We start from the raw sequence: 21,206 nt of genomic DNA, 5'->3' as shown, positions 1-21,206 counted from the left end.
GAGCACGACGGGGCGGCGGCCGTACGCCCCGGAGGTCCGGGGCGTACGCGGAGGGGCGGCGGCCCGTGCCCGGTCCGCCGCCCCTCGTGTGCGCCGGGCTAGAACACGACCAGCGCCCGTCCGCCCTTCCCCGCGATCATGTGCTCGAACGCCGCCGGGATGCCGTCCAGCGGGATCCGCTCCGTGACCATCATCGAGAGGTCGAAGCGCCCGGCGCGGATGTGGTCGGCAAGCACCGGCAGGTCGCGCGCCGGGTCGCTGTTGCCGTAGACGCAGCCGGTGAGGGAGCGGCCCCAGTGGAAGATCTCCAGGGCGTTGAAGGTCACCTGCTGGTCCTTGCCGCCGATGCCGACGACCGTGGTGCGGCCGCCCCTGCGGGTCGACTCCCAGGCGCCGCGGATCGTGGCGGGGCGGCCCACACACTCGACGGCGACGTCCGCCCCCTGGCCCCCGGTGAGCTTGCGGACGGCGCGGGGGGTGGTGTCGGAGGCGACGAGGTAGTCGGTGGCGCCCGCCCGGCGGGCCAGCTCCTCCTTCTCCGGTGAGACGTCCACGGCGATGATCTTCGACGCTCCGGCGATCCGGGCCGCCTGGAGGACGGCGAGGCCGACCCCTCCGATACCGAGGACGACGACGCTCTCGCCCTCGCGCACGCGGGCGGAGTGGTGGACCGCCCCGTACCCGGTCAGGACCGCGCAGCCGAGCAGGGCCGCGTCGTCGAGCGGGATGCCGGCCGGCGCGGGCAGCACGCAGTTGGCGGCGACGACGGTCTCCTGGGCGAAGGCGGCGACGTTCAGGCCCGGGTGGAGTTCGGTGCCGTCGGCCGTACGGGCGTGGATGTTCGCCGCGCCCTTGAGCGCGTCGGCGCAGAGCCAGACCTCGCCGATCCCGCAGTGGAAGCACGCTCCGCAGGACGGCGCCCAGTTGAGGACGACCCGGTCGCCGGCCGCGACGTGGCCGACGCCCTCGCCGACGGCCAGCACCGTGCCGGCGCCCTCGTGGCCGAGGACGGCGGGTACGGGCAGCCTCATGGTGCCGTTGGACAGGGACAGGTCGGAGTGGCAGACACCGGCGGCGGCGAGACTGATGCTCACCTGGCCGGGGCCCGGCTCCGGGAGTTCGATGTCGGTGATCTCCAGGGGAGCTCCGACGGCGGGCAGTACGGCGGCGCGGACCACGAACAGACTCCTCGGTGGATCGGCGTGGGGATCAGAACTGGAGGGACTTGGTCTGGAGGTACTCGGACAGCCCGTGCGGGCCGAGCTCGCGGCCCACCCCCGACTGCTTGTAACCGCCGAAGGGGGCCAGGGGGTTGAAGCGTCCGCCGTTGATGTCGACCTGTCCGGTGTCCATGCGGCGGGCGAAGGCCACGGCCTGCTCGTCGTCCGCGCCCCACACGGCGCCGGCCAGCCCGTACACGGTGTCGTTGGCGATCCGCAGGGCGTCGTCCTCGTCCTCGTACCGCAGGATCGAGAGCACCGGGCCGAAGATCTCCTCGCGTGCGATGGTCATGTCCGGCGTGACGTCGGCGAACACCGTGGGGCTGACGTAGTAGCCCTGCTCCCTGGGCGCGTCGGGGCCTCCGGCCACGAGGCGGGCGCCCTCCTCGACGCCCCTCTCGATGTAGCCCCGCACCCGGGCCTGCTGCCTGGCGTTGACGACGGGGCCGACCCGCTCCCCCGGCACGTACTTGGCGACGGCCGTGGCGGCGAGCGCCACGGCCTCCTCGTACCGCTCGGCGTCGACCAGCATCCGGGTCCAGGCGCTGCACGTCTGCCCGGAGTTGGACATCACGTTGGCCACGCCTACGTTGACGGCCCTGGCGAGGTCGGCGCCCGGCAGGATCACGTTGGCCGACTTGCCGCCGAGTTCCAGCGCCACGCGCTTGACCGCCGCGCCCGCGGTGGCCCCGATCCGCCTGCCGACGGCCGTGGATCCGGTGAACGAGACCAGGTCGACGTCCTCGTGCTCCGCGAGCGCCTGGCCGGCCACCGCCCCGAGGCCGGTGACCAGGTTGAAGACGCCGGCCGGCAGCCCCGCCTCCCCGGTGGCCTCGGCGAAGAGCTGTGCGACGAGCGGGGTGTCCTCGGCGGGCTTCAGGACGACGGTGCAGCCCGCGGCCAGCGCCGGGGCCACCTTGGCGACGATCTGGTGGAGCGGGTAGTTCCAGGGCGTGATCGCGCCGACCACGCCGACGGGCTCCAGCAGGACGGTGGAGTTGCCCAGCTTCTCCTCGAACGAGTAGGTGGAGGCCAGTTCGGCGTACGAACCGGCGACGAGCACCGGGACGGCCGCGTGCACCGCGCGGGACAGCGGCAGCGGCGAGCCGAGCTCGGCGGTGACGGTCTCCGCGATCTCGTCCTGACGGGCGGCCAGTACGTCGCGCAGGGCGCCGATCAGGGCCGCGCGCTCGGCGGGCGGGGTGGCCGCCCAGCCGGGGAAGGCGGCGCGTGCGGCGCGTACCGCGGCGTCCACGTCGTCGGCGGTGCCCGCGGGTACGTGACCGATGACCTGCTCGTCCGCCGGATTCACGACCTCGATCGTGTCCTGGCCGGAGCCGGGCCGCCACTCCCCGCCGATGTACATCCCGTCATGCGCCTTCATGGCTGTCCCTCCCGGGCTCACTGTGCCTGCCGCCGAAGCCGTGCTCGTACGGACGGTTGCCGTCCCGGGGCCCAAACTAGCGCTGTTAGTTTTTCGGCGCCAGGGAACGGCCGGAGACACAGGTCACGCGTGGCGGGCCGCGGGCCTCGCGCACCGGGCCCGCGGGTGCCCCGGGGGCGGGCCGCCCCCGGGGTGGCCCGAGAGGGCGGGCCGGATCAGGGGGAGTCCCGCTCCGCGGGGGCGCGTTCGGCGCGGGGCACGGCCCGGCCGGCGGTGTCCGGGCCGGACGGGTCCACCGGGCCGGGCCGGCCGCCCCGCAGCCCGAGCCCCGCGGCGCCGACGAGCAGGGCGCCCAGCATGACGAACGGTGCGGCGGTGCCCGCGACCCCGGCGATCAGACCGGCCGACGCGGGGGCCGCGACCTGGCCGAGCCGGTTCCCGGTGAGCCTGAGGGCGAGCGCCGTGGAACGGGCCGCGGCGGGGGCCGCCTGCACCACGGTGGTCATGGAGAGCGGCTGTCCGACACCCAGGCAGAAGCCCAGCACGGCGAGCATCAGGGCGAGCCCCCACACCGGGACGGGCAGGGCGATGGCCGCGCAGAGGAGGCCGCCGAGCAGGCAGGTCGTGGAGAGCAGCGCGGCCCTGCCGACCGCGCGCAGCATCGGCGTCATGACGAGCCGGCAGGCGATGGTCGCGGCGGCCCGCAGGCTGAGCAGGAGGCCGACGGTGGCGGGGGCGATGCCCCGGTGCTCGCCGACCACCGGGAGGTAGGCGGTGAGGATGTCGGTGGCGCAGAGCACGGCGAGGCTGATGAAGATGCCGGCCGGGACCCCCCGGGTACGCAGGATGCTGCCCACCGGCACCTTGCGGGCGGCCGGCCGGGGTGCCCCGGCGGCCCCGCGGTGCTCGATGCGCCACAGCGAGGTGAGGGAGACGGCGGCGACGGCCGCCGAGACGAGCAGGGCGAGTGCGCTCGTACGGGCCATCGCGCCGCCGCCCTCGGAGATGAGGTAGCCGGCGGCCATCGGGCCGGCGAGCTGGCCGAGGGAGGCTCCGATGGTGAAGTGCCCGAAGTTGCGGTCCTGTTCGGCGGGGGCCGACTGCCGGGCGACGAGCGACTGGGCGCCGATCACGAAACAGAGGTGGCCCAGGCCCATGACCCCGCTCCAGGCGGCCAGTCCGGCGAGGGAGCCCGAGGTGCCGCTGAGGGCGCAGCCGCCGCCGATGAGGAGGACCCCGACGGGCAGCAGCGGTGCGCAGCGGCCGTGGTCGGTGCGCCGGCCCAGCGGTACGGCGGCGAAGAGCGGCAGGAGCGCGTAGACGCCGGCGATGACGCCGATGGCGCGTTCGTCCGCGCCCAGCGAAAGGGCCCGGTAGGAGACGGCGGGCCGCGCCATCGACACCGCCCCCTGCGCGAAGGCGAAGGCGATGACGAGGCGCAGCAGCCAGCCCCTGCCGGGCCCTGGTTCCGGAGGCATCAGAAGATTCCGAAGAGGACGCTCGCGGCGAGGACCACCAGCGAGGTGAGGACGGCCCACTTGACCGTGAAGCGGGTGTGGTCGCCGAATTCGACCTTGGCCATGCCGACCAGGACGTAGACGGCGGGCACGAGCGGGGACGACATGTGCAGCGGCTGTCCCACGATGGAGGCGCGGGCGATCTCCAGGGGGGTGACGCCGTGGGCGGCGCCGGCCTCGGCAAGCACGGGGAGCACTCCGAAGTAGAAGCCGTCGTTGGACATGAAGTAGGTGAGGGGGAGGCTCAGCGCGCCGGTGACGATGGCCATGTGCGGGCCCATCGCGTCGGGGATCGCCCCGACGAGCCAGTCCGCCATGTGTTCGACCATACCGGTGCCGGTGAGGACCCCGGTGAAGACCGCGGCGGCGAAGACCATGCCGGAGACGTTGAGGACGTTGTCGGCGTGGGCCGCGATGCGGGCCCGCTGGTCGGGGATGCGGGGGAAGTTGACGGTGAGGGCGAGGGCCGCGCCGAGCAGGAAGAGCACCGGGATCGGCATGAGTTCCAGGATCATCGCCGCCAGGAGGACGACGGTGAGGCCGGCGTTGAACCAGTAGAGCTTGGGGCGCAGCGTGGGCCTGTCGGGGTCGAGCCCCTTGAACTCGGGCTCCCGCTCGTCGTCCTCGGTCCCGTCCGTACCGCCCGTACCGCCGGTGCCGCCGGTGCCGGTGCTCCGCGGTGCCTTCGTGAGCCGGTCGCCGCCGCCCGCCCCGACAAGGACGGTCTCGGGCTCGGTCACCAGGGCCTCGTCGAGGGTGAGCATGCCGAGGCGCTTGCGCTCGCGCCGGCCCAGGACCCAGGCGAGGAGGATGACGGCGAGGAGGCCGACGGCCAGGGCCGGGATCATCGGGACGAAGATGTCGGCCGCGTCCACCTTGAGCGCGGTGGCCGCCCGGGCGGTGGGGCCGCCCCAGGGCAGGGTGTTCATGACCCCGTTGGCGGTGGCGGCGACGCCGGTCATCACGACCAGGCTCATCTTCAGCCGCTTGTAGAGCGGGTACATCGCGGAGACCGTGATCATGAAGGTGGTGGAGCCGTCGCCGTCCAGCGAGACGATCGCGGCGAGCAGCGCCGTGCCGACGACGATCCGCATCGGGTCCGCCTTGCAGAAGCGCAGGATGCCCCGGACGATCGGGTCGAAGAGGCCGACGTCGATCATCACGCCGAAGTAGACGATGGCGAACATCAGCATCGCCGCGGTCGGCGCGAGGGCGCCGACCCCTTCGATGACGTAGTCGCCGAGTTGCGCGCCCTGGCCGACGGCCACGCAGAACAGGGCGGGGATCAGGACCAGCGCCGCGATCGGCGACATCTTCTTCATCATGATCAGGACCAGGAAGGTCGCGATCATGGCAAAGCCGAGGATTGTCAACATATGGGATACCTAACGTTCACCTTTGAACCTCACCGGTACCGGCGGTTCGGCTGACGTTAGGGGCCCCCGAGCAGCGTTAACAAGATGTTGACATGCGAGCAATACGAGCAAAACCCCAGGTCAACGACCTGGAGTTACGGAGACGGGGACGGCGTTGAGCACGGCGGTGCCGGACAGCGGGTCCAGGAGGGTGCCGTCCAGGAGCTGGTTCACGTTGACGCCGGGCTCGGCGCCGGCGACCGACATGCGGGTGCCCGGGCGGCTGTGGCCCCAGCCGTGCGGGAGGCTCACGACCCCGGTCCGCACCGCGTCCGTGATCTCGGCGGGCGCCTCGACCTCGCCGCCCGCCGCGGTGATCCGGGCGGTGTCGCCCTCGGCGAGGCCGATCCGGGCGGCGTCGGCGGGATGGATCTGGAGGGTGCAGACGTTCGTCCCGCCGCGCAGCGAGGCGACGTTGTGCATCCAGCTGTTGTTGGACCGCAGGTGGCGGCGGCCGACGAGGACGAGCCCGGCGGGCCGCGCGCCGAGCGAGGCGCGCAGCCGGGGCAGGTCGGCGGCGATCGGCTCCGGGAACAGTTCGATGCGCCCGCTGCGGGTCCTGAGCACCTGCGGAAGGCGCGGTTCCAGCGGTCCGAGGTCGATCCCGTGGGGGTGTGCGAGGAGTTGTTCCAGGGTGAGTCCGTACGGGCCGAGGCGCAGCATCAGGTCGAGCCGCCGCTCGGCCCCGGTGCGGCCGGTCAGCTCCTCGGCGAGCGCTCCGGGGGCGCCCGCCCGCTCCAGCGCGGCACCGATGGCCAGGTCGTCGACGGTCCGCGCCGGGGCCCCGTGCCCGCCGCCGACGGCGAGGATCAGCCTGGCCAGGATCTCGCTCTCGTCCATGCGCCCGTCCTCCAGCGGAACGGCGGGGCGGCTGTAGCGCACCTGGTTGCGCACCGCGAGGGAGTTGAGCGCGAAGTCGAAGTGGGCGCTCTGCGAGGGCGGCGGCGGGGGCAGAACGACGTCGGCGTGCCGGGAGGTCTCGTTGAGGTACGGGTCGACGCTGACCATGAAGTCCAGGCCGTCGGCGAGCGCCCGGTCCAGGCGGTTCCCGTCCGGTGCGGAGAGCACCGGGTTCCCGGCGATGACGATCAGGGCGCGGATCCGGCCCTCCCCCGGGGTCTCGATCTCCTCCGCCAGTGCCGCGACGGGCAGTTCGCCCTTGGCCTCGGGGTGTCCGGAGACCCTGCTCCTCCAGCGGCCGAGGGCGAAGCCCTTGCCGGGCCCGGCCGGACGCGGGGCGCGGGCGGTGGCGGAGAGCGGGAAGAGCGCGCCGCCGGGCCGGTCGAGGTTGCCGGTGAGGATGTTGAGCACGTCGACGAGCCAGCTGGCCAGGGTGCCGTGCTCGACGGTGCAGCTGCCGATGCGCCCGTAGACGGCGGCGGCGGGGGCCGCGGCCAGTTCACGGGCGATCTCCCGGATGGTGTCCGCGTCCAGGTCGCAGGCGGCGGACACCGCCTCGGGAGTGAAGTCGGCCATGGCGGAGGTGAGTTCGCCGTATCCGTCGAGGTGGCCGGTGAGCGCGCCCGGATCGCCGAGCTTCTCCTCCACGACGACCTGGGTGAGCGCCGCGAGCAGGAGGGCGTCCGTGCCGGGGCGGATCGCGGCGTGCCGGTCGGCGAGGCGCGCGGTGCGGGTGCGGCGCGGGTCGATGACGGTGAGGGTGCCGCCCCGCCGGCGCAGTGCCTTGAGCCTGCCCGGGAAGTCGGGCGCCGTGCAGAGGCTGCCGTTGGACTCCAGCGGGTTGGCGCCGATCAGCAGGAGGTGGGCGGTGCGGTCCAGGTCGGGTACGGGGATGGCGTGGGCGTCCCCGAAGAGCAGTCCGCTGGAGACGTGCTTGGGCATCTGGTCCAGGGTGCTCGCCGTGAAGACGTTGCGGGTGCCGAGCGCGGACAGCAGCAGCGGCGGGTAGAGCCCGCCGGCCATCGTGTGCACGTTGGGGTTGCCGAGGAAGACCCCCACGGCCTGCTTGCCGTGCTCCTCGGCCAGGGCGGGGATCCTTCGGGCGATCGTGTCGAAGGCCTCGCTCCAGGTCGCCTCGCGCAGGACGCCGCCCGAGCGCACGAGCGGGGTGCGCAGCCGGTCGGGGTCGGCGTCCAGGCCTCCGAACGAGGCGCCCTTGGGGCAGACGAAGCCCCGGCTGAAGACGTCCTCGCGGTCACCGCGGGCACCCGCGACCGCCGTCCCCTCCAGGGTGAGGGTGAGTCCGCAGGTGGCCTCGCAGAGCGGGCAGACACGCAGAGCGGTACGGGAGTCGTGGGACATGGGCCCTCCCCGGGGCGGTGGCGCGCGGGCGTGGTCCGGCGCCCCGCGGCACGCTCGGCGGGCACGGGCGGCCGGCGAGCCGAGCATACCGACCGGTACGGATGGTGGCGAGGTGCTGGAGGCGCCGTTGTGCCGCCGCCCGGGCGACAGGCTATTCGAGGACCCGCGCGAGGTACGCCTGGAGCAGGACGCGGGTCTCCGCGATCAGGCCGGGATCGCCCTCCGGGTCGGCGCGGAAGGCGAGTTGGAGCAGGGCGTCGGCGGCCTGCACGCAGACCAGGACGGTGCGGAGCAGGTCGGCACCCTCGCCGCCCCGGCCGAGATGGCCCGAGAGCAGCTCCGTCAGGCGTTCCGCCACGCGCCGGTTCGCCTCGTCGAGCGGTCCCGCGACCGGCGCGGGAGGGCCGAAGTCGACGAGGGCGAAGCCGGGGACGGAACGCTTCATCGCCAGGTACTCGTCGAGGACGGCGTCGATGGCCTCCCGCCACTCCTGTCGCGCGATCACCTCAAGCCGGGCGACGACCCGCTCGGCGTAGACCTCCAGGTTGCGCTCGGCCAGGGCGTCGACCAGCGCTCTCTTGTTGGGGAAGAAGCGGTAGACGGAGCCGATCGGCACACCGGCCCGGTCGGCCACCGCCCGGGTGGAGAGCTGCTCGTAGCCGGTCTCGTCGAGCAGCGCCGCCCCCGCGTCGAGGATGCGCGCGAGGCGGTCGGCGCTGCGCTGCTGCACGGGGACGCGTCGGAGGTTCGTATGAGCGTGGGACACGGCTCCATGATGCCCGTATGCCGTTGACGGGCCCCGTTTCGATTCCTACGGTGATCCATAGGATTCCTCGTCAGGGATCCACTGGGTCCCCTTCCGACGGGAGCGCGTGATGAGCGGCATCGAGCAGGCGAGAGAAGCGGCGGAGAACCTCGGCCACCAGTCCGGCTTCGGCAACGAGCACAGTTCCGAGGCCGTTCCGGGCGCCCTGCCCCAGGGCCGCAACTCCCCCCAGCGCGCCCCCTTCGGGCTCTACGCGGAGCAGCTCAGCGGCTCGGCCTTCACCGAGCCCCGCGCCCGCAACCGCCGGTCCTGGCTCTACCGGATCCGCCCCTCGGCGGCCCACCCCGCCTTCGTGCGCGTCGACAACGGCGCCCTGCGCACCGCCCCGTTCACCGAGACGGCCCCCGATCCCAACCGGCTGCGCTGGGACCCGCTCCCCGACCCCGCGCCCGGCACCGACTTCCTGGCCGGCCTGTGGACGCTGGGGGGCAACGGCGACGCCACCCGGCGCGCCGGCATGGCCGTGCACCTGTACAGCGCGAACGCCTCCATGACGGAACGGGTGTTCGGCGACTCCGACGGGGAGCTGCTGATCGTCCCCGAGCGCGGCGGGCTGCTGCTGCGCACCGAACTCGGCCTGCTGCGGGCCGAGCCCGGCCATGTGGCGCTGATCCCGCGCGGTGTCCGCTTCCGTGTCGAGCTGCTGGACCCCACCGCCCGCGGCTACGTCTGCGAGAACTACGGGCAGCCCTTCGTCCTGCCCGACCTGGGTCCCATCGGCGCCAACGGGCTCGCGAACGCCCGGGACTTCCTGGCCCCCGTCGCGGCGTTCGAGGACCGCGAGGGCCCGGTGGAGGTGGTCAACAAGTTCTGCGGGAACCTCTGGTCAGCGACGTACGACCACTCGCCGCTCGATGTCGTCGCCTGGCACGGCAACCACACGCCGTACGTCTACGACCTGCGCCGTTTCAACGTGATGGGCACCATCAGCTACGACCACCCCGACCCGTCGATCTTCACCGTGCTGACCTCGCCGTCCGACACCCCGGGGCTCGCCGGCGTCGACTTCGTCGTCTTCGCCCCGCGCTGGCTGGTCGGCGAGGACACCTTCCGCCCGCCGTACTTCCACCGCAACGTCATGAGCGAGTACATGGGCCTGATCGAGGGCGCGTACGACGCCAAGGCGGGCGGGTTCGTGCCGGGCGGCGGCTCGCTGCACAACATGATGTCGGCGCACGGTCCGGACCGTGAGACCTTCGACCGGGCGAGCGCGGCGGAGCTGGAGCCGCAGCGGATCGACGACGGCCTGGCGTTCATGTTCGAGACCCGCTGGCCGGTGACGGCGACCGCGCAGGCGGCGGGCGCCGACCACCTGCAGCGCGGGTACGACGACGTGTGGCAGGGTCTGAGCCGCACCTTCCGGCCGTGAGACCGCACCGCCGGCCCCGCGGCACAGAGATCGGGTGAGACCGGATGAATCAGGTGAACGAGGCGGGCCGGCCCGGCTTCGCCCCCGACTCCCTGGTGCTGAACCGGAAGCTTCCCCTGTGGTACCAGGTCTCGCAGTCCCTGCGGGCCTCCATACTGGGCCGCCCCCGGGACGCCCCGGCACGGCTGCCCACCGAGGAGCAGCTCGCCACCCACTACGGCGTCAGCGTCCTGACCATGCGCCAGGCCCTCAAGGAGCTGGAGGGCGAGGGGCTGATCAGCAGGCACCGGCGGCGCGGCACGTTCATCGAGCCGCGCGCCCGGCGGGTGTCGCCGGTCCGGCTGCTGGGTTCGATCGACACGATCGTCGCCCAGCAGTCGGGCGAGCGGACGACCGTGCTCGGCCACGGCCGGACGCCCGTCCCCGGTGACCTCGCCGAGTTCTTCCCGGACTGCGCCGAGGTGGTCAGCTACCGGCGGCTGCGCTGCGACGACGGGACGGGCGAGCCCACCAACTGGGCGGAGAACGCCCTGCGCCCGGAGATCGCGGACCGGCTGGACGTGGCCGATCTGCGGCGGTGGCCGATGACCAAGGTGCTGCGGGACTCCGTCGGCGTACGGATCGCGCGGATCACCGACACGGTGGAGGCGCGCCTCGCCGACCCCGTCACGGCCGAGCTGCTCCAGGTCCCGCTGCTCAGCCCGATCCTGCACTACACGGGCGTGACGTACGACGAGGAGGGCACGGTCGTGGACGTGGCGCGCATCCGGTACCGGGGCGACCGCTTCTCCTTCTCCGTGACGGTCGAGGCGCACTGACGGCGGGGCCGCGCCGGCGGGGTCGTTACGATGCCGGGGGCGGCGTACCTGGCGACGGGGAGGACGACACGGTGGCAGCACGGGTGGCGGCCGGAGCCGGCGGGGGCGGCACGCTCCCGCTGCTGGACGACCTGATGCCGTGGGCGGTGCGGCCCCTGAGAACGGGGCGCGCCTGGGTGACGGCCCCGGAGGCCGCCTCGCTCCGGGCGCGCTGGGACCTGCTGGTGCGGGCGGAAGGGGCGGAGCGGGAACGCCTGTTCCGGCCGACCCGCTCCCGTACGCCGCTGCTCCCGGCCGCGGCGCTGCCGGGCAGGACCACCGGGACGAGCGCGTTCGCCCGGGACCCGGGCCCGTATCCCGAACCGGTACGGATCCTGCACGGGCCCTTCGACGAACAGTGGCTGATTCCCGACCAGCGGCTGCTCGACGCGGCCCGCCCCGAGCTGTGGCGGGTCGCCGACGGGCACCAGGTCTTCGCCGTCGAGCACGGGTACGTGCCCCAGGACGACGGCCCCGCCCTGTCCGCGACCACGCTGCTGCCCGACGGGCACTCCCCCGCCGGGCGGCCCGGCCGGATACGGCCGCTCTACCGGCGGCCGGGCGGCAGGGAGCCCAATCTCGCACCGGGCCTGCCCGCCCTGCTGGCCGCCCGCTACGGGACGCCGGTCACCGCGGAGTCGGTCCTGGCCTGGACCCTGGCGGCGGCGCGCCCCTCCCCCGCGGGCCCCCTCGTCCCGCTGCCGGCCGGCGGCGCCCTGTGGGCCACGGGCGTGGAGCTCGGCCGGGAGCTCCTGCGGGTCCAGCTGCGCGGGGCACGCGACGGGGAGCGCCCGCGGCTGCCCGGCGGGCGGCGGCCGTACGTACGGGCCGCGGTCCCGCCCCGGCCCGACGGCCTGAGCTACGACCACGGCGAGGAGGCGATCGTCCTCGGCGGCGGACGTGTCTCGCCCGTTCCCGCCGAGGCGTGGGAGTTCCGGGTGGGCGGGGTGCGGATGCTGGAGCTCTGGGCACAGCGGCGCACGGCGGCGGCCGAGGGGCTGGCGGCGGTGGGGCCGCGCGACTGGCCTCGGGAGCGGACCTCGGAACTGCTGGAACTGGTCACGGTCCTGGCGCTGCTGGCCGGACTGCGGCCCCGGCAGCGGGCGCTGCGGGAGGCGCTGGAGGAGGAGGACGGCCTCACGCGGGACGGACTGCGGGCGGCCGGGGTGCTTCCCGTGCCCGCCTCGGCCCGTCGGCCGGCGTCCGTACTGGATCACCAGGAGGAGGGCCCCGAGGGGCAGTTCGCGTTGCTGTGAGGCGGGGACGGCTCGTCGTGCCGCCGGGAGGGACGGCTCCGGGCCTGGAACGCCGATGGGTGCCGTACCGGCGCTGGGGGGGAGCACCGACGCAACGCTGCCGGCCCTGGGGATGACGATCGGGCGGACAGCAGCACTGCGCCGGAGCGGAGTGATCGTGGACACGGCCCTGAGCGGAGGGCCGGACCGGTCGTGGCAGCCGTCGGTCAGCGGCGGCTGCCGAAGAGCGAACGCCGCAGTCGCCGCAGGGGGGCGAAGAGCGACACACGCGCGCTCCTGCTCCTGCGGGTGCGCGCGGCGTCGCGCGAGGTGAGTTCGAGCATCAGCAGCGTCGCCTCCGCCGACTCACGCTGCGGGACGGCTGGACCGCCCAGCACCGCGAGATGGCGGTCGAGGCGCGAACTGGTCGCACCGCTCCCACATGTGATCGCAGGCACACGCGGCCTGCTGCGCACCGTTATCTGTTCCATGTCACTCCCCACCCGTACGAGGGCACCCGGCCCGGGCAGGTTAACCCTATCGTCCCGTGGTCACCCACGTGTATCCCGGCCGAGGGATTGCACACCCGTGCACGGGGGTTGACGTCGCGTTACCGGGTCCTGGCCGGTCCTGGGCGGGGTGGGTTAGCTTGGATGGGATTCGTCCGTACCGCGTAACGCTTCTGATGGAGGGTCACCGATGAGCGAAACCCCGGGAACCGGACGTGTGATCGCCGATCGTTACCGTCTGCTGGACCCGCTGGGCGAGAGCGGGGCGGGCGTCGTGTGGCGTGCCCGCGACGAGGTGCTGGGCCGCGAGGTGGCCGTGAAGGAGGTGCGGGCCCCCGAGGGTCCGCCCGCCACGGGCACCGCGCGGCCGCACGCCCGGCTGGAGCAGGAGGCCCGGACCGCGGCCCGTGTCTCGCACCGCAACGTCGTCGCCGTCCACGACGTGGTCACCCAGGACGCGCGGCCCTGGATCGTGACGGAACTGGTCCGCGGGATCGCCCTGTCCGACGTGCTGGACGCCGACGGACCGCTGTCCCCCCGGCGGGCCGCCAGGATCGGCGCGGAGGTGCTCGCGGCGCTGCGCGGCGGCCACGAGGCCGGTGTGCTGCACCGCGACGTGAAGCCGGGCAACGTGATGCTGGCCAACGACGGGCGGGTGATGCTGAAGGACTTCGCCATCATCAGGGCCCAGGAGGCGTCCGCGCTCACCGTGACGGGTGAACCGATCGGCTCCCCCGAATACCTCGCGCCCGAGCGGGCGCTGGGGCGTACGCCGGGGCCCGAATCCGACCTCTGGTCGCTGGGAGTGCTTCTGTACGCCGCCACCGAAGGGCGGTCCCCGTTCGGCCGGGACACCCCGGCGGACACCCTGCGCGCCGTGGGTGACGAGGAGCCGCCGCCGCCCCGGCGGGCGGGCGCGCTCGCTCCCGTCATCGAGGGGCTGCTGCGCAAGGACCCGGCCGAGCGGCTCACCGCCCCGGAGGCGGAGCACCGGCTGCGGATCCTGGCGGCCGGCGGCACCGGTTCACCCCCCGCGGGCGCGGCCCGCACACCGTCCCCGCGGGCGGACCCCGCGGACGCGGCCGACGCGGCCGACGCCACGGACACGGCCGGGAAGTCCGGGGCAGCCCCGGAGTCACCGGAGGCGGCCGGGCAGGCGCGGCTCACCGGGGTCCTGGTGGCCCTGGGCGCGGCCTTGGTGCTGCTGCTGGCGGGAGGTCTCGTCTGGGCGCTGACGGGTGACGACGACTCGGACGGGAGGAGCAGCGGGCGGACCGGGACGGGTGCGTGGGCGGGGGCGCCGGCACGTACCCCGCCGGCGGAGGTGACGGTCCTCGCGGCGGGCTCACCCGCGGCGGTCTGACGAGCCCCGGCCGCCGGTCCCCCGGGGACGCCGCGGGCCGGCAGGAGGGGGCCCCGTGGGACGGGGCCCCCTCCCCGGCGTGCGGCCGGGCCGGCGTGACGTGCCGCCCGGCCGCCGTCAGGCCTTCGAGGTGAGGACGGGCAGGTAGCCGCCCGACTGCCCGGCGGCGGTGGGGTGGTAGGACTCACCGATGTTGAGCCAGTTCACGCTGTGGAGCCAGGCGCTGCCCGAGCAGATCTCGTGCCCGGTGAAGGTCGCGGTGACGTCGCCGAAGGTGAAGCCGTGGTCGGCCGCGCGCTTGGCGGTGGCGGCGTTGAGGTAGTCGGCGGCACCGTTGATGGCGGTGCGTTCCTTCTCGCTCAGACCGGCGACGCAGCCGCCGCCGAGCTGGTAGAAGCGCGGGTAGCCGAGGACGACGACACGGGCCGAGGGCGCTTTGGCGCTGATCGCCGTGTACACGGAGTCCAGTTTGCCGGGGAGGGTCGAGTCGACGTAGGCGCGGGCGGTGGCGATACGGCTCAGGCAGGTGGCTTCGGACTGCAGGACACAGGTGGTCATGACGTCGGCGAAGCCCGCGTCGTTGCCGCCGATGGAGATCGAGACGAGGTCGGTCCCCGAGTTGAGGGGGCCGAGCTGACCAGCGGTCACATCGCCTGTCTTCGCCCCCGAACAGGCGGTGAAGGCGAACGAGGCGGGGCTGTTGGCCGCTTTCCAGAGGGCGGGGTACGCGCGGGTGCTGCGCTTGCAGTCACCGCTCGCGCTGTCGTAGGAGCCCGCGCCGACGCCCGACGAGTACGAGTCACCCAGGGCCACGTAGTCGACGGCCTGTACGGATTCCTGGGCCTGGGCGACGCCCGCGCCGGTCAGGGCGAGGACGGTGCCGAGCAGGAGCGAGGACGAGAACGCCACGAGTCTGGACATTTTCATTGGACCTCCTTGGGCAGGATCTCTGCCTACTCCGTGGTAGCAGTACCGACCTGAATTCCGGAAGTGTTCATGCCAAGTTGCTTCGACGCGGCTTTCCGCGCACCCCCCTGAGTGCGCGTCACATCGCGCGTCGGCATCCCGCGCGCCGGGGTCCGGCCCCGGCGGCCGGAACGTCCGCCACCCGGGGGCAGCTGCTGAAACCCGGGTGCGCGCGGTGCCACCGTGCCGGATCATGGACGCCATGTCTGCCAACCCCGAGTCCACCCTGCCGATCCGGCTCAACGTCGACGACAGCGACTCCCCCTCGGACGTCGTGGACGCGCTGTTCCTGGGCCGCTTCGCGACGGGCGAGCAGCCGTACTCGCACAGTTCCTCCCTCGACCGGGTCAGGACGGGGGCGACGCTCCTCCCCGCCTCCGCCGAGGTGCTGAGGGCCGCCCGCGACGACGACCGCAGCGCGACCCTGGCAGAGGGCGACGGCTGGACGCTGCTGGTCTCGCGGTGGAACCGGGGCGCCGACGTCACGGTCACCGCCACCACTGCCGAACTGGCCCAGAAGATCCTGGCCGAGGCGACCGACGGCGCACGGGACGAGCCGGAGCCGCAGCCCGAGAACGTGACCATGGGCTTCTGGTACGTCTCACCGCGCCGCGGTCCGCACCGCACCACCCGCCAGATCGCCGCGGGCGCCTGGGACGACGTCAGGCCGAACTACACGGCCCCGGTCGCCGACGCGATGGACCGGCTGATGAAGGTCACCCCGGACGACATCGCCGGCCGGCTCCTCCTGCTGCACGGCCCGCCCGGCACCGGCAAGACCTCGGCGCTGCGCACCCTGGCCCGTTCCTGGCGCGACTGGTGCCAGGTCGACTGCGTACTGGACCCGGAGCGGCTCTTCAACGACGTCGGCTATCTGATGGACATCGCCATCGGTGAGGACGACGGTTCGGCGAAGGGACGCTGGCGGCTGCTCCTGCTGGAGGACTGCGACGAGCTGATCCGGGGCGAGGCCAAGCACACGGCGGGGCAGGCCCTGTCGCGTCTCCTGAACCTGACCGACGGCCTGCTGGGCCAGGGCCGCAACGTCCTGGTCGGGGTGACGACCAACGAGGACCTGGAGCGGCTGCACCCGGCGGTCGTCAGGCCGGGCCGCTGTCTGGCCCGCATCGAGGTGGGCCCGCTGACCCGCGCGGAGTCGGTGTCCTGGCTGGGCACGGACGAAGGGCTCGGCCGCGAGGGCACGACGCTCGCGGAGCTGTACGCGCTGCGCCGGGGCAGCGGCCCCGCGTCCGTGCCGAAACAGGACGCGGGGGCGGACGCGGGGCTCTACCTCTGAGGCGCCCGGTCTAGCGCGCGTAGGCGGCCCGTACGGCGTCCCCGGCCAGGGCCAGCGCCTCGGCCTGCGGCAGGCCGAGGCGCCGCGCCTGTTCGGCGTACTCCTGTGCCGCCGTCGCCGCGTGGCGGGCCGCCGCGTCGCCCGCGGCGGCCACGAAGGTGCCGTTGCGCCCCCGGGTCTCGATCACTCCGTCGGACTCCAGCGCGCGGTAGGCCTTCGCCACGGTGTTGGCGGCCAGGCCCAGTTCACCGGCGAGGCCGCGTACCGTCGGGAGGCGGTATCCGACGGGCAGGGCGCCGGAGCGGGCCTGTTCGGAGAGCTGGGCGCGCAGCTGCTCGTACGGGGCGGTGGCGGAGTCCGGGTCAACGGCGATCTTCAGGGTCACGCGCCGATTGTCTCCCACGGCGGGGCCGCGCCACCGGTCCCGCCGCCGGAAAACCAGAGGCGTCCGGGCCGGGCCCCGGGTTAGCGTCCGCGCATGACGCTACGCGTGCGTGACTTCCGGCCGGCCGACGCCGAGGCCTGGGTACGGGTGCGGCGTGCCGCACTGCCCTTCATGGTGACCACCCCTGAGCAGGTCCTGAGCGACCTGGCCGACGCCCATCCCGACCGGCGGTACCGGCTGCTCGTCGCCGAGGAGGACGGCGAGCTGATCGGGACCGCGCAGGTGGGCGTCTCGCACGAGAGCCCGGAGCCGGGCCAGGGGTTCTGCAACCCCTATGTGCACCCGGACCGGAGAGGGCGGGGCGCGGGGGCGCTGCTGGTGCGGACCGGCGAGGAGCATCTGGCGGGTGCCGGTGTGACGGCCGTCTACACCTGGGTGCTCGACGAGCCCGCCAACCGGGCGTTCGCCGCGAAGCACGGCTACGTGCCGCGCCGGCCCGCGCACTTCCTGAGGCTCGGCCTCGCGGACGGCCCGCTGCCGCCGCTCCAGGAGCTTCCGGCCGGGGTGCGGCTGCTCACCGCCGCCGACTTCGAGGACGATCCGCGCCCGCTGTTCGAGGCGGACGCGGAGACCACCGCGGACGAGCCGAGCGACACCCCGGTGGAGTTCACCGACTACGAGCACTGGCTGGCCACGACCTGGCGGCGGCCCGGCTTCGACCGCGCGCTCACCACGGTCGTGACGGTGGACGGACAGGTCGCGGCGTTCAGCGCGGCGGAGACCGACGGGCTGACCCGCTACTGGTCGGGGATGACCGGCACCCGGCGGGCCTTCCGGGGCCGGGGGCTGGCGAAGCTCGCCAAGAACGACTCCCTGCACCGGGCGCGGGCCGCCGGCTACACCGACGCCTTCACCGGGAACGACGCCGCCAACGCCCCGATGCTGGCGGTCAACCGCTGGTTCGGTTACGAGATCTGCGCGACGGAGGTGCGCCATGTCCGCGAGACCGGCTGACTCCGGGGCCACCTGGACGGTGACCCTGGTCAAGGCGGGCCGTACGAAGATCCGTTACCCGGCCGAACCGGTCGCCGACGACGGAACCCGGATCAGCGTCCGGGCACCGTGGGCCGCCCCGGATGTACGGGACTTCGGCTTCGTACGCTTCGAGCCGGGCGACGTCCTCACCGAGCACTACTGGCGTGACCGGTGGTACGCGGTGAAGGAGGTCCGTGGCGCGTCCGGGGAGCTGAAGGGCTGGTACTGCGACATCACCCGGCCCGCCGTGCTGCGGGGCACCGGACTCGTGGTGGAGGACCTGGACCTGGACCTGTGGGTGTCGGCCGACGGCGCGTCCGTACTGCGGCTGGACGAGGACGAGTTCGAGGCGAGCGGCCTCGCCGGCCGCGACCCCGTGGCGGCGGAGGCGGCCGTACGGGCCCTGGACGGGCTGGAACACCTGGCCCGCACGGAGGGGCTGGCGGGACTGGTGACCTGAGTCCGGTCCCCCGGTGGCCGGCGGTGCGCCGGCGGACGGCGTGCGCGGGCGGATCCGGCGGTCCGGCGAGGTGCGGAGCGCGTCCGCCCGGCACCGGGCAGGGCCCTCAGGGAGCGATCAGCTCCACCTCGTGCCCCGCCGTGTCCGCCAGCAGGGCCGTGCGGGGGCCGCTGTCGCCGGCGTACGCCCGGCCGTCGGGCGGGAGGAGCGTCCAGCCGTGCCGTGGGGCGCCGGCCGCCAGGGCGTCGAGCGTGGCACGGTCCCGGACGTGGAACGCCAGGCGGCTGCCGGCGCGGGGCGCCTCCCGGGCCTCGCCGGACCGGCCGGACGCGTCTGCGGCGACCGCAACAGAGCTGTCGCCCCGCCGCCAGCTGCGGCCCTGCGACCAGCGCTGGTAGGGGACATGGCCGAGCCGCCCGAGCAGCCAGCCCCACTCCTCCTCCGCCTCGGCCAGACCCGGCACCCGCAGCTCGACGTGGTGCAGCAGGCCGGTGGGGGACGAGGCGGCCGGCAGCGGCACCGCGCGCCGTGTCCCCCGTGGGGCGTACGCGACGGTGTCGGCGTCCTCGTGCCAGTGGATCAGGAAGCGCTGCTCGGCACGGTAGGCGTCGAGGCCCGCCCGGCAGTACGCCACCATGTCGTCGGGCAGCGCGTCCAGGGGGAACCACGCCAGCTCCGAGCACTTGTCCGGCTCCGCGTTGCGGGGCGGGCGCGCGGGGTCGTGGTCCGCCTCGAAGAACCAGCCCATCCGGGGGCTGCCGCCCGGCCCCCGGTGCTGCATGACCAGGGCCACCCGCAGTTCGTCCGGGTCCAGCTCGACGCCGATCTCCTCGGCCGTCTCCCGGATCACCGCCGCCCGGACGTCCTCACCGTCCTCCGCGTGACCGGAGGGCGCGTGGAGCAGCCCGTCCGCGTACCCCGTGCCGGCCCGCCGGGCGAGCAGTACGTCGGGCCCCCGGCGCAGGATGAGGTGGACGTCGACGACCTCGCTGTGCCGGTCGGGCGGTTCGGCGCGGGCGACCAGCGCGTACCGCTCGTCGTCGACGTCCTTGCCCCAGAGCCGGGAGTCCCCGGAGAGCGATTCGTGGTGGACGCGCTCCGTGTGCGCGTGGAGGAGTGCCGTGAGGCGGGCGGCGGAGAGGCCGGTGCCGTTCCACACGCCCTCGATCAGCAGCAGCCGGCCACCGGGCCGCAGCAGCGAGAACCAGTGCCGCAGGGAGGCGGCGGGGTCCGGCAGCAGCCACACGGTGTGCCGGGCGAGGATCACGTCGAAGCGCTGCGTGCCGACCGGGGGGCGGCCCGCGTCGCCGACGAGCACCTCGGTGCCGGTGCCCGCCAGCTTGGCCCGCGCCCGCTCCACCATGCGCGGCGACCGGTCGACGGCGGTGACGCGGTGGCCCTGTCCGGCGACGAGCAGGGACAGGCTGCCCGTGCCGCATCCGAGGTCGAGGACCGAGGAGCGCGCGGTGGGCAGCCAGGTCTCCATCCGCCGCGCCCAGGCGCCGCGGACCACCGGGTCGTGGAGCCCGTGGTCGGGTTCGTCGTCGAAGGACTCGGCGGCGGCGTCCCAGTCGGTCGTGGTCATGGGGCAATCCTCCCAGCCGCCGCCGGCGGTCCGTCACACCCGGTTCCCTCCCCTCACCTTCCGCACCAGCGGCCAGGCCAGGATCAGTGCGACGACGACGTACACGGTCACCGAGAAGGGGGTGTTGACGAGTCCCGTCACGCTGCCGTCGCTGATCTGGAGGGCCCGGCGCAGCTGCTGTTCCGCGGACGGTCCCAGGATGACCGCGATGATCGCGGGGAGCACCGGCAGTCCGTACCGCCGCATCACGAAGCCGATCAGCCCGATCACCAGCAGGATCACGAGGTCGACGGCCTCCCCGCCGACGGCGTAGGCGCCGATGGCGGCGAAGAAGAGGATGCCCGCGTACAGGTAGGGGCGCGGGATCCGCAGCAGCTTCGCCCAGAGCGGCGCGAGCGGCAGGTTCAGGGCGAGCAGCAGCACCATGCCGACGAAGAGCGAGGCGATCAGGCCCCAGACCAGATCGGGTTCGCGCTCGAACAGGAGGGGGCCGGGCTGGATGCCGTACTGCTGGAAGGCGGCCAGCATGACGGCGGCGACGGCCGTGGTGGGCAGGCCGAGCGTCAGCATGGAGACCAGGGTCCCCGCCGCCGACGCGGAGGCCGCCGACTCCGGTCCGGCCACGCCCTCGATGGCGCCCTTGCCGAACTCGTCGCGGTGCTTGGAGAGCCGCTTCTCGGTGACGTACGCGAGGAAGGTGGGGATCTCCGCGCCGCCCGCCGGGATCGCGCCGAAGGGGAAGCCGATGAGGGGCCCGCGCAGCCAGGACTTCCAGGTGCGCCGGACGTCGGCCCTGCCCAGCCAGGGGCGGCCGACGGGGATCGGCTTCCCGGTGGAGCGGCGCAGGTGCGCGGCGACCCAGAGGGCCTCCCCGATGGCGAAGAGCCCGACGGCGACGATCACCACGTCGATGCCGTCGGCCAGTTGGAGGGAGCCGAAGGTCAGCCGCTGCTGGCCGGTCATCTGGTCCAGGCCGACGAGGCCGATGGTGAGGCCGATGAGGAGCGAGGCGAGGCCGCGGATCCGTGAGGAGCCGAGGACGGAGGTGACGGCGATGAAGGCCAGCACCATGATGGCGAAGTAGTCGGGTGCGCCGATGTCCACGGCGAGCGAGGCGACCGTGGGGGCGAGGACGACCAGCAGGATCGTGCCGATCATGCCGCCGGCGAAGTGGCCGATGGCGGCGGCGGCGAGCGCCTGCGCGCCGCGCCCGGCCTTCGCCATCGGGTTGCCCTCGATCGCGGCGACGACGGCCGCGCTCTCCCCCGGGGTGTTGAGGAGGATCGAGGTGGTCGAGCCGCCGAACATCGCGCCGTAGTAGATCCCGGCGAACATGATGAACGCGCCGGTCGGTTCGAGTCCGTACGTCACGGGGAGCAGCAGGGCCACGGCCATGGCGGGGCCGATGCCGGGGAGCACGCCGATCGCCGTGCCGAGCAGGACGCCGAGTGCGGCCCAGAGCAGGTTGACGGGCGTGAGCGCCGTGCCGAAGCCGTCGATGAGGGAGTTGAGGGAATCCAT

18 protein-coding genes are annotated in these 21,206 nt (G+C 74.0%); 7 read left to right on the top strand and 11 right to left on the bottom strand.

Translation table 11 applies throughout. The annotated features are described in order from the left end of the window. Positions 1-98: 98 nt before the first annotated feature. From ACFVS9_RS21310 to ACFVS9_RS21285, 6 genes are all read right to left on the bottom strand, one after another. Complete coding sequence (locus ACFVS9_RS21310) at positions 99-1,178, bottom strand: Zn-dependent alcohol dehydrogenase (RefSeq protein WP_389934471.1); 1,080 nt, start codon at positions 1,176-1,178, stop codon at positions 99-101. Between the two features lie 31 nt (positions 1,179-1,209). After that, positions 1,210-2,604, bottom strand: a complete 1,395-nt coding sequence (locus ACFVS9_RS21305; RefSeq protein WP_389934468.1) for an aldehyde dehydrogenase family protein — start codon at positions 2,602-2,604, stop codon at positions 1,210-1,212. Positions 2,605-2,819: 215 nt separating this feature from the next. Beyond that, entirely contained in the window at positions 2,820-4,082 is a 1,263-nt protein-coding gene (locus ACFVS9_RS21300) for an MFS transporter (RefSeq protein ID WP_383114114.1), read from the bottom strand. After that, positions 4,082-5,497 (bottom strand): CitMHS family transporter, encoded by a 1,416-nt coding sequence (locus ACFVS9_RS21295; protein ID WP_389934465.1) that lies wholly within the window; start codon positions 5,495-5,497, stop codon positions 4,082-4,084. Before ACFVS9_RS21295 ends, ACFVS9_RS21300 begins: the two co-directional genes overlap by 1 nt. Positions 5,498-5,617: 120 nt before the next feature. Further along, positions 5,618-7,798 (bottom strand): molybdopterin oxidoreductase family protein, encoded by a 2,181-nt coding sequence (locus ACFVS9_RS21290; RefSeq protein ID WP_389934462.1) that lies wholly within the window; start codon positions 7,796-7,798, stop codon positions 5,618-5,620. A 151-nt stretch (positions 7,799-7,949) separates the two neighbouring features. Further along, the gene (locus ACFVS9_RS21285; RefSeq protein WP_389934459.1) at positions 7,950-8,564 is read right to left on the bottom strand and encodes a TetR/AcrR family transcriptional regulator; all 615 of its coding nucleotides are present in this window, start codon (positions 8,562-8,564) and stop codon (positions 7,950-7,952) included. Between the two features lie 109 nt (positions 8,565-8,673). Here ACFVS9_RS21285 and hmgA point away from each other — a divergent pair, with 109 nt between their 5' ends. The 3 genes from hmgA to ACFVS9_RS21270 all read left to right on the top strand — a co-directional run bounded on the left by hmgA (position 8,674) and on the right by ACFVS9_RS21270 (position 12,106). Beyond that, on the top strand, positions 8,674-9,993 hold the full coding sequence (gene hmgA / locus ACFVS9_RS21280; protein ID WP_389934456.1) for a homogentisate 1,2-dioxygenase: 1,320 nt from the start codon (positions 8,674-8,676) through the stop codon (positions 9,991-9,993). Between the two features lie 44 nt (positions 9,994-10,037). After that, positions 10,038-10,811 (top strand): GntR family transcriptional regulator, encoded by a 774-nt coding sequence (locus ACFVS9_RS21275; RefSeq protein ID WP_383114119.1) that lies wholly within the window; start codon positions 10,038-10,040, stop codon positions 10,809-10,811. 71 nt (positions 10,812-10,882) lie between these two features. After that, positions 10,883-12,106: a type ISP restriction/modification enzyme gene (locus ACFVS9_RS21270; RefSeq protein ID WP_389934453.1), complete on the top strand. Its 1,224-nt coding sequence runs from the start codon at positions 10,883-10,885 to the stop codon at positions 12,104-12,106. A gap of 206 nt (positions 12,107-12,312) precedes the next feature. Here ACFVS9_RS21270 and ACFVS9_RS21265 read toward each other — a convergent pair whose 3' ends face one another. Beyond that, entirely contained in the window at positions 12,313-12,576 is a 264-nt protein-coding gene (locus ACFVS9_RS21265) for a hypothetical protein (protein WP_383114121.1), read from the bottom strand. A 208-nt stretch (positions 12,577-12,784) separates the two neighbouring features. Between ACFVS9_RS21265 and ACFVS9_RS21260 the strand changes: the two genes are divergently transcribed. Further along, positions 12,785-13,957 (top strand): serine/threonine-protein kinase, encoded by a 1,173-nt coding sequence (locus tag ACFVS9_RS21260; protein WP_389934450.1) that lies wholly within the window; start codon positions 12,785-12,787, stop codon positions 13,955-13,957. A 117-nt stretch (positions 13,958-14,074) separates the two neighbouring features. Here the strand turns inward: ACFVS9_RS21260 and ACFVS9_RS21255 are convergent, their stop codons facing one another. Beyond that, positions 14,075-14,884 (bottom strand): SGNH/GDSL hydrolase family protein, encoded by an 810-nt coding sequence (locus tag ACFVS9_RS21255; protein ID WP_389934447.1) that lies wholly within the window; start codon positions 14,882-14,884, stop codon positions 14,075-14,077. A 241-nt stretch (positions 14,885-15,125) separates the two neighbouring features. On the opposite strand from ACFVS9_RS21255, the gene ACFVS9_RS21250 reads away from it, so the two are divergent. After that, positions 15,126-16,220 carry a DUF5925 domain-containing protein gene (locus ACFVS9_RS21250; RefSeq protein ID WP_383118691.1) on the top strand — a complete coding sequence of 365 codons (1,095 nt, stop codon included), beginning with the start codon at positions 15,126-15,128 and terminating at the stop codon, positions 16,218-16,220. Positions 16,221-16,230: 10 nt separating this feature from the next. On the opposite strand, the gene ACFVS9_RS21245 is transcribed toward ACFVS9_RS21250, so the two are convergent. Then, on the bottom strand, positions 16,231-16,605 hold the full coding sequence (locus ACFVS9_RS21245) for a GntR family transcriptional regulator (protein WP_383118690.1): 375 nt from the start codon (positions 16,603-16,605) through the stop codon (positions 16,231-16,233). A 93-nt stretch (positions 16,606-16,698) separates the two neighbouring features. Between ACFVS9_RS21245 and ACFVS9_RS21240 the strand changes: the two genes are divergently transcribed. Together ACFVS9_RS21240 and ACFVS9_RS21235 are read left to right on the top strand one after the other, a co-directional pair. Further along, a complete protein-coding gene (locus ACFVS9_RS21240; protein WP_383118689.1) occupies positions 16,699-17,619 on the top strand; it encodes a GNAT family N-acetyltransferase in 921 nt (306 codons plus the stop codon). Beyond that, positions 17,600-18,100: a DUF402 domain-containing protein gene (locus ACFVS9_RS21235; RefSeq protein WP_389934443.1), complete on the top strand. Its 501-nt coding sequence runs from the start codon at positions 17,600-17,602 to the stop codon at positions 18,098-18,100. The genes ACFVS9_RS21240 and ACFVS9_RS21235 overlap by 20 nt, the downstream gene beginning before the upstream one ends. A 106-nt stretch (positions 18,101-18,206) precedes the next feature. On the opposite strand, the gene ACFVS9_RS21230 is transcribed toward ACFVS9_RS21235, so the two are convergent. Together ACFVS9_RS21230 and ACFVS9_RS21225 are read right to left on the bottom strand one after the other, a co-directional pair. After that, positions 18,207-19,685, bottom strand: coding sequence for a trifunctional class I SAM-dependent methyltransferase/NUDIX hydrolase/VOC family protein (locus ACFVS9_RS21230; protein WP_389934440.1), 1,479 nt, complete (start codon positions 19,683-19,685; stop codon positions 18,207-18,209). Positions 19,686-19,718: 33 nt separating this feature from the next. After that, a complete protein-coding gene (locus ACFVS9_RS21225) occupies positions 19,719-21,206 on the bottom strand; it encodes a tripartite tricarboxylate transporter permease (protein WP_383118686.1) in 1,488 nt (495 codons plus the stop codon).

The sequence above is a fragment of the Streptomyces sp. NPDC058008 genome, assembly GCF_042886395.1.
Taxonomy (GTDB): domain Bacteria; phylum Actinomycetota; class Actinomycetes; order Streptomycetales; family Streptomycetaceae; genus Streptomyces.
The sequence above is the reverse complement of the archived record's forward strand: the minus strand, read 5'-3'. Positions and strand labels throughout refer to the sequence as shown.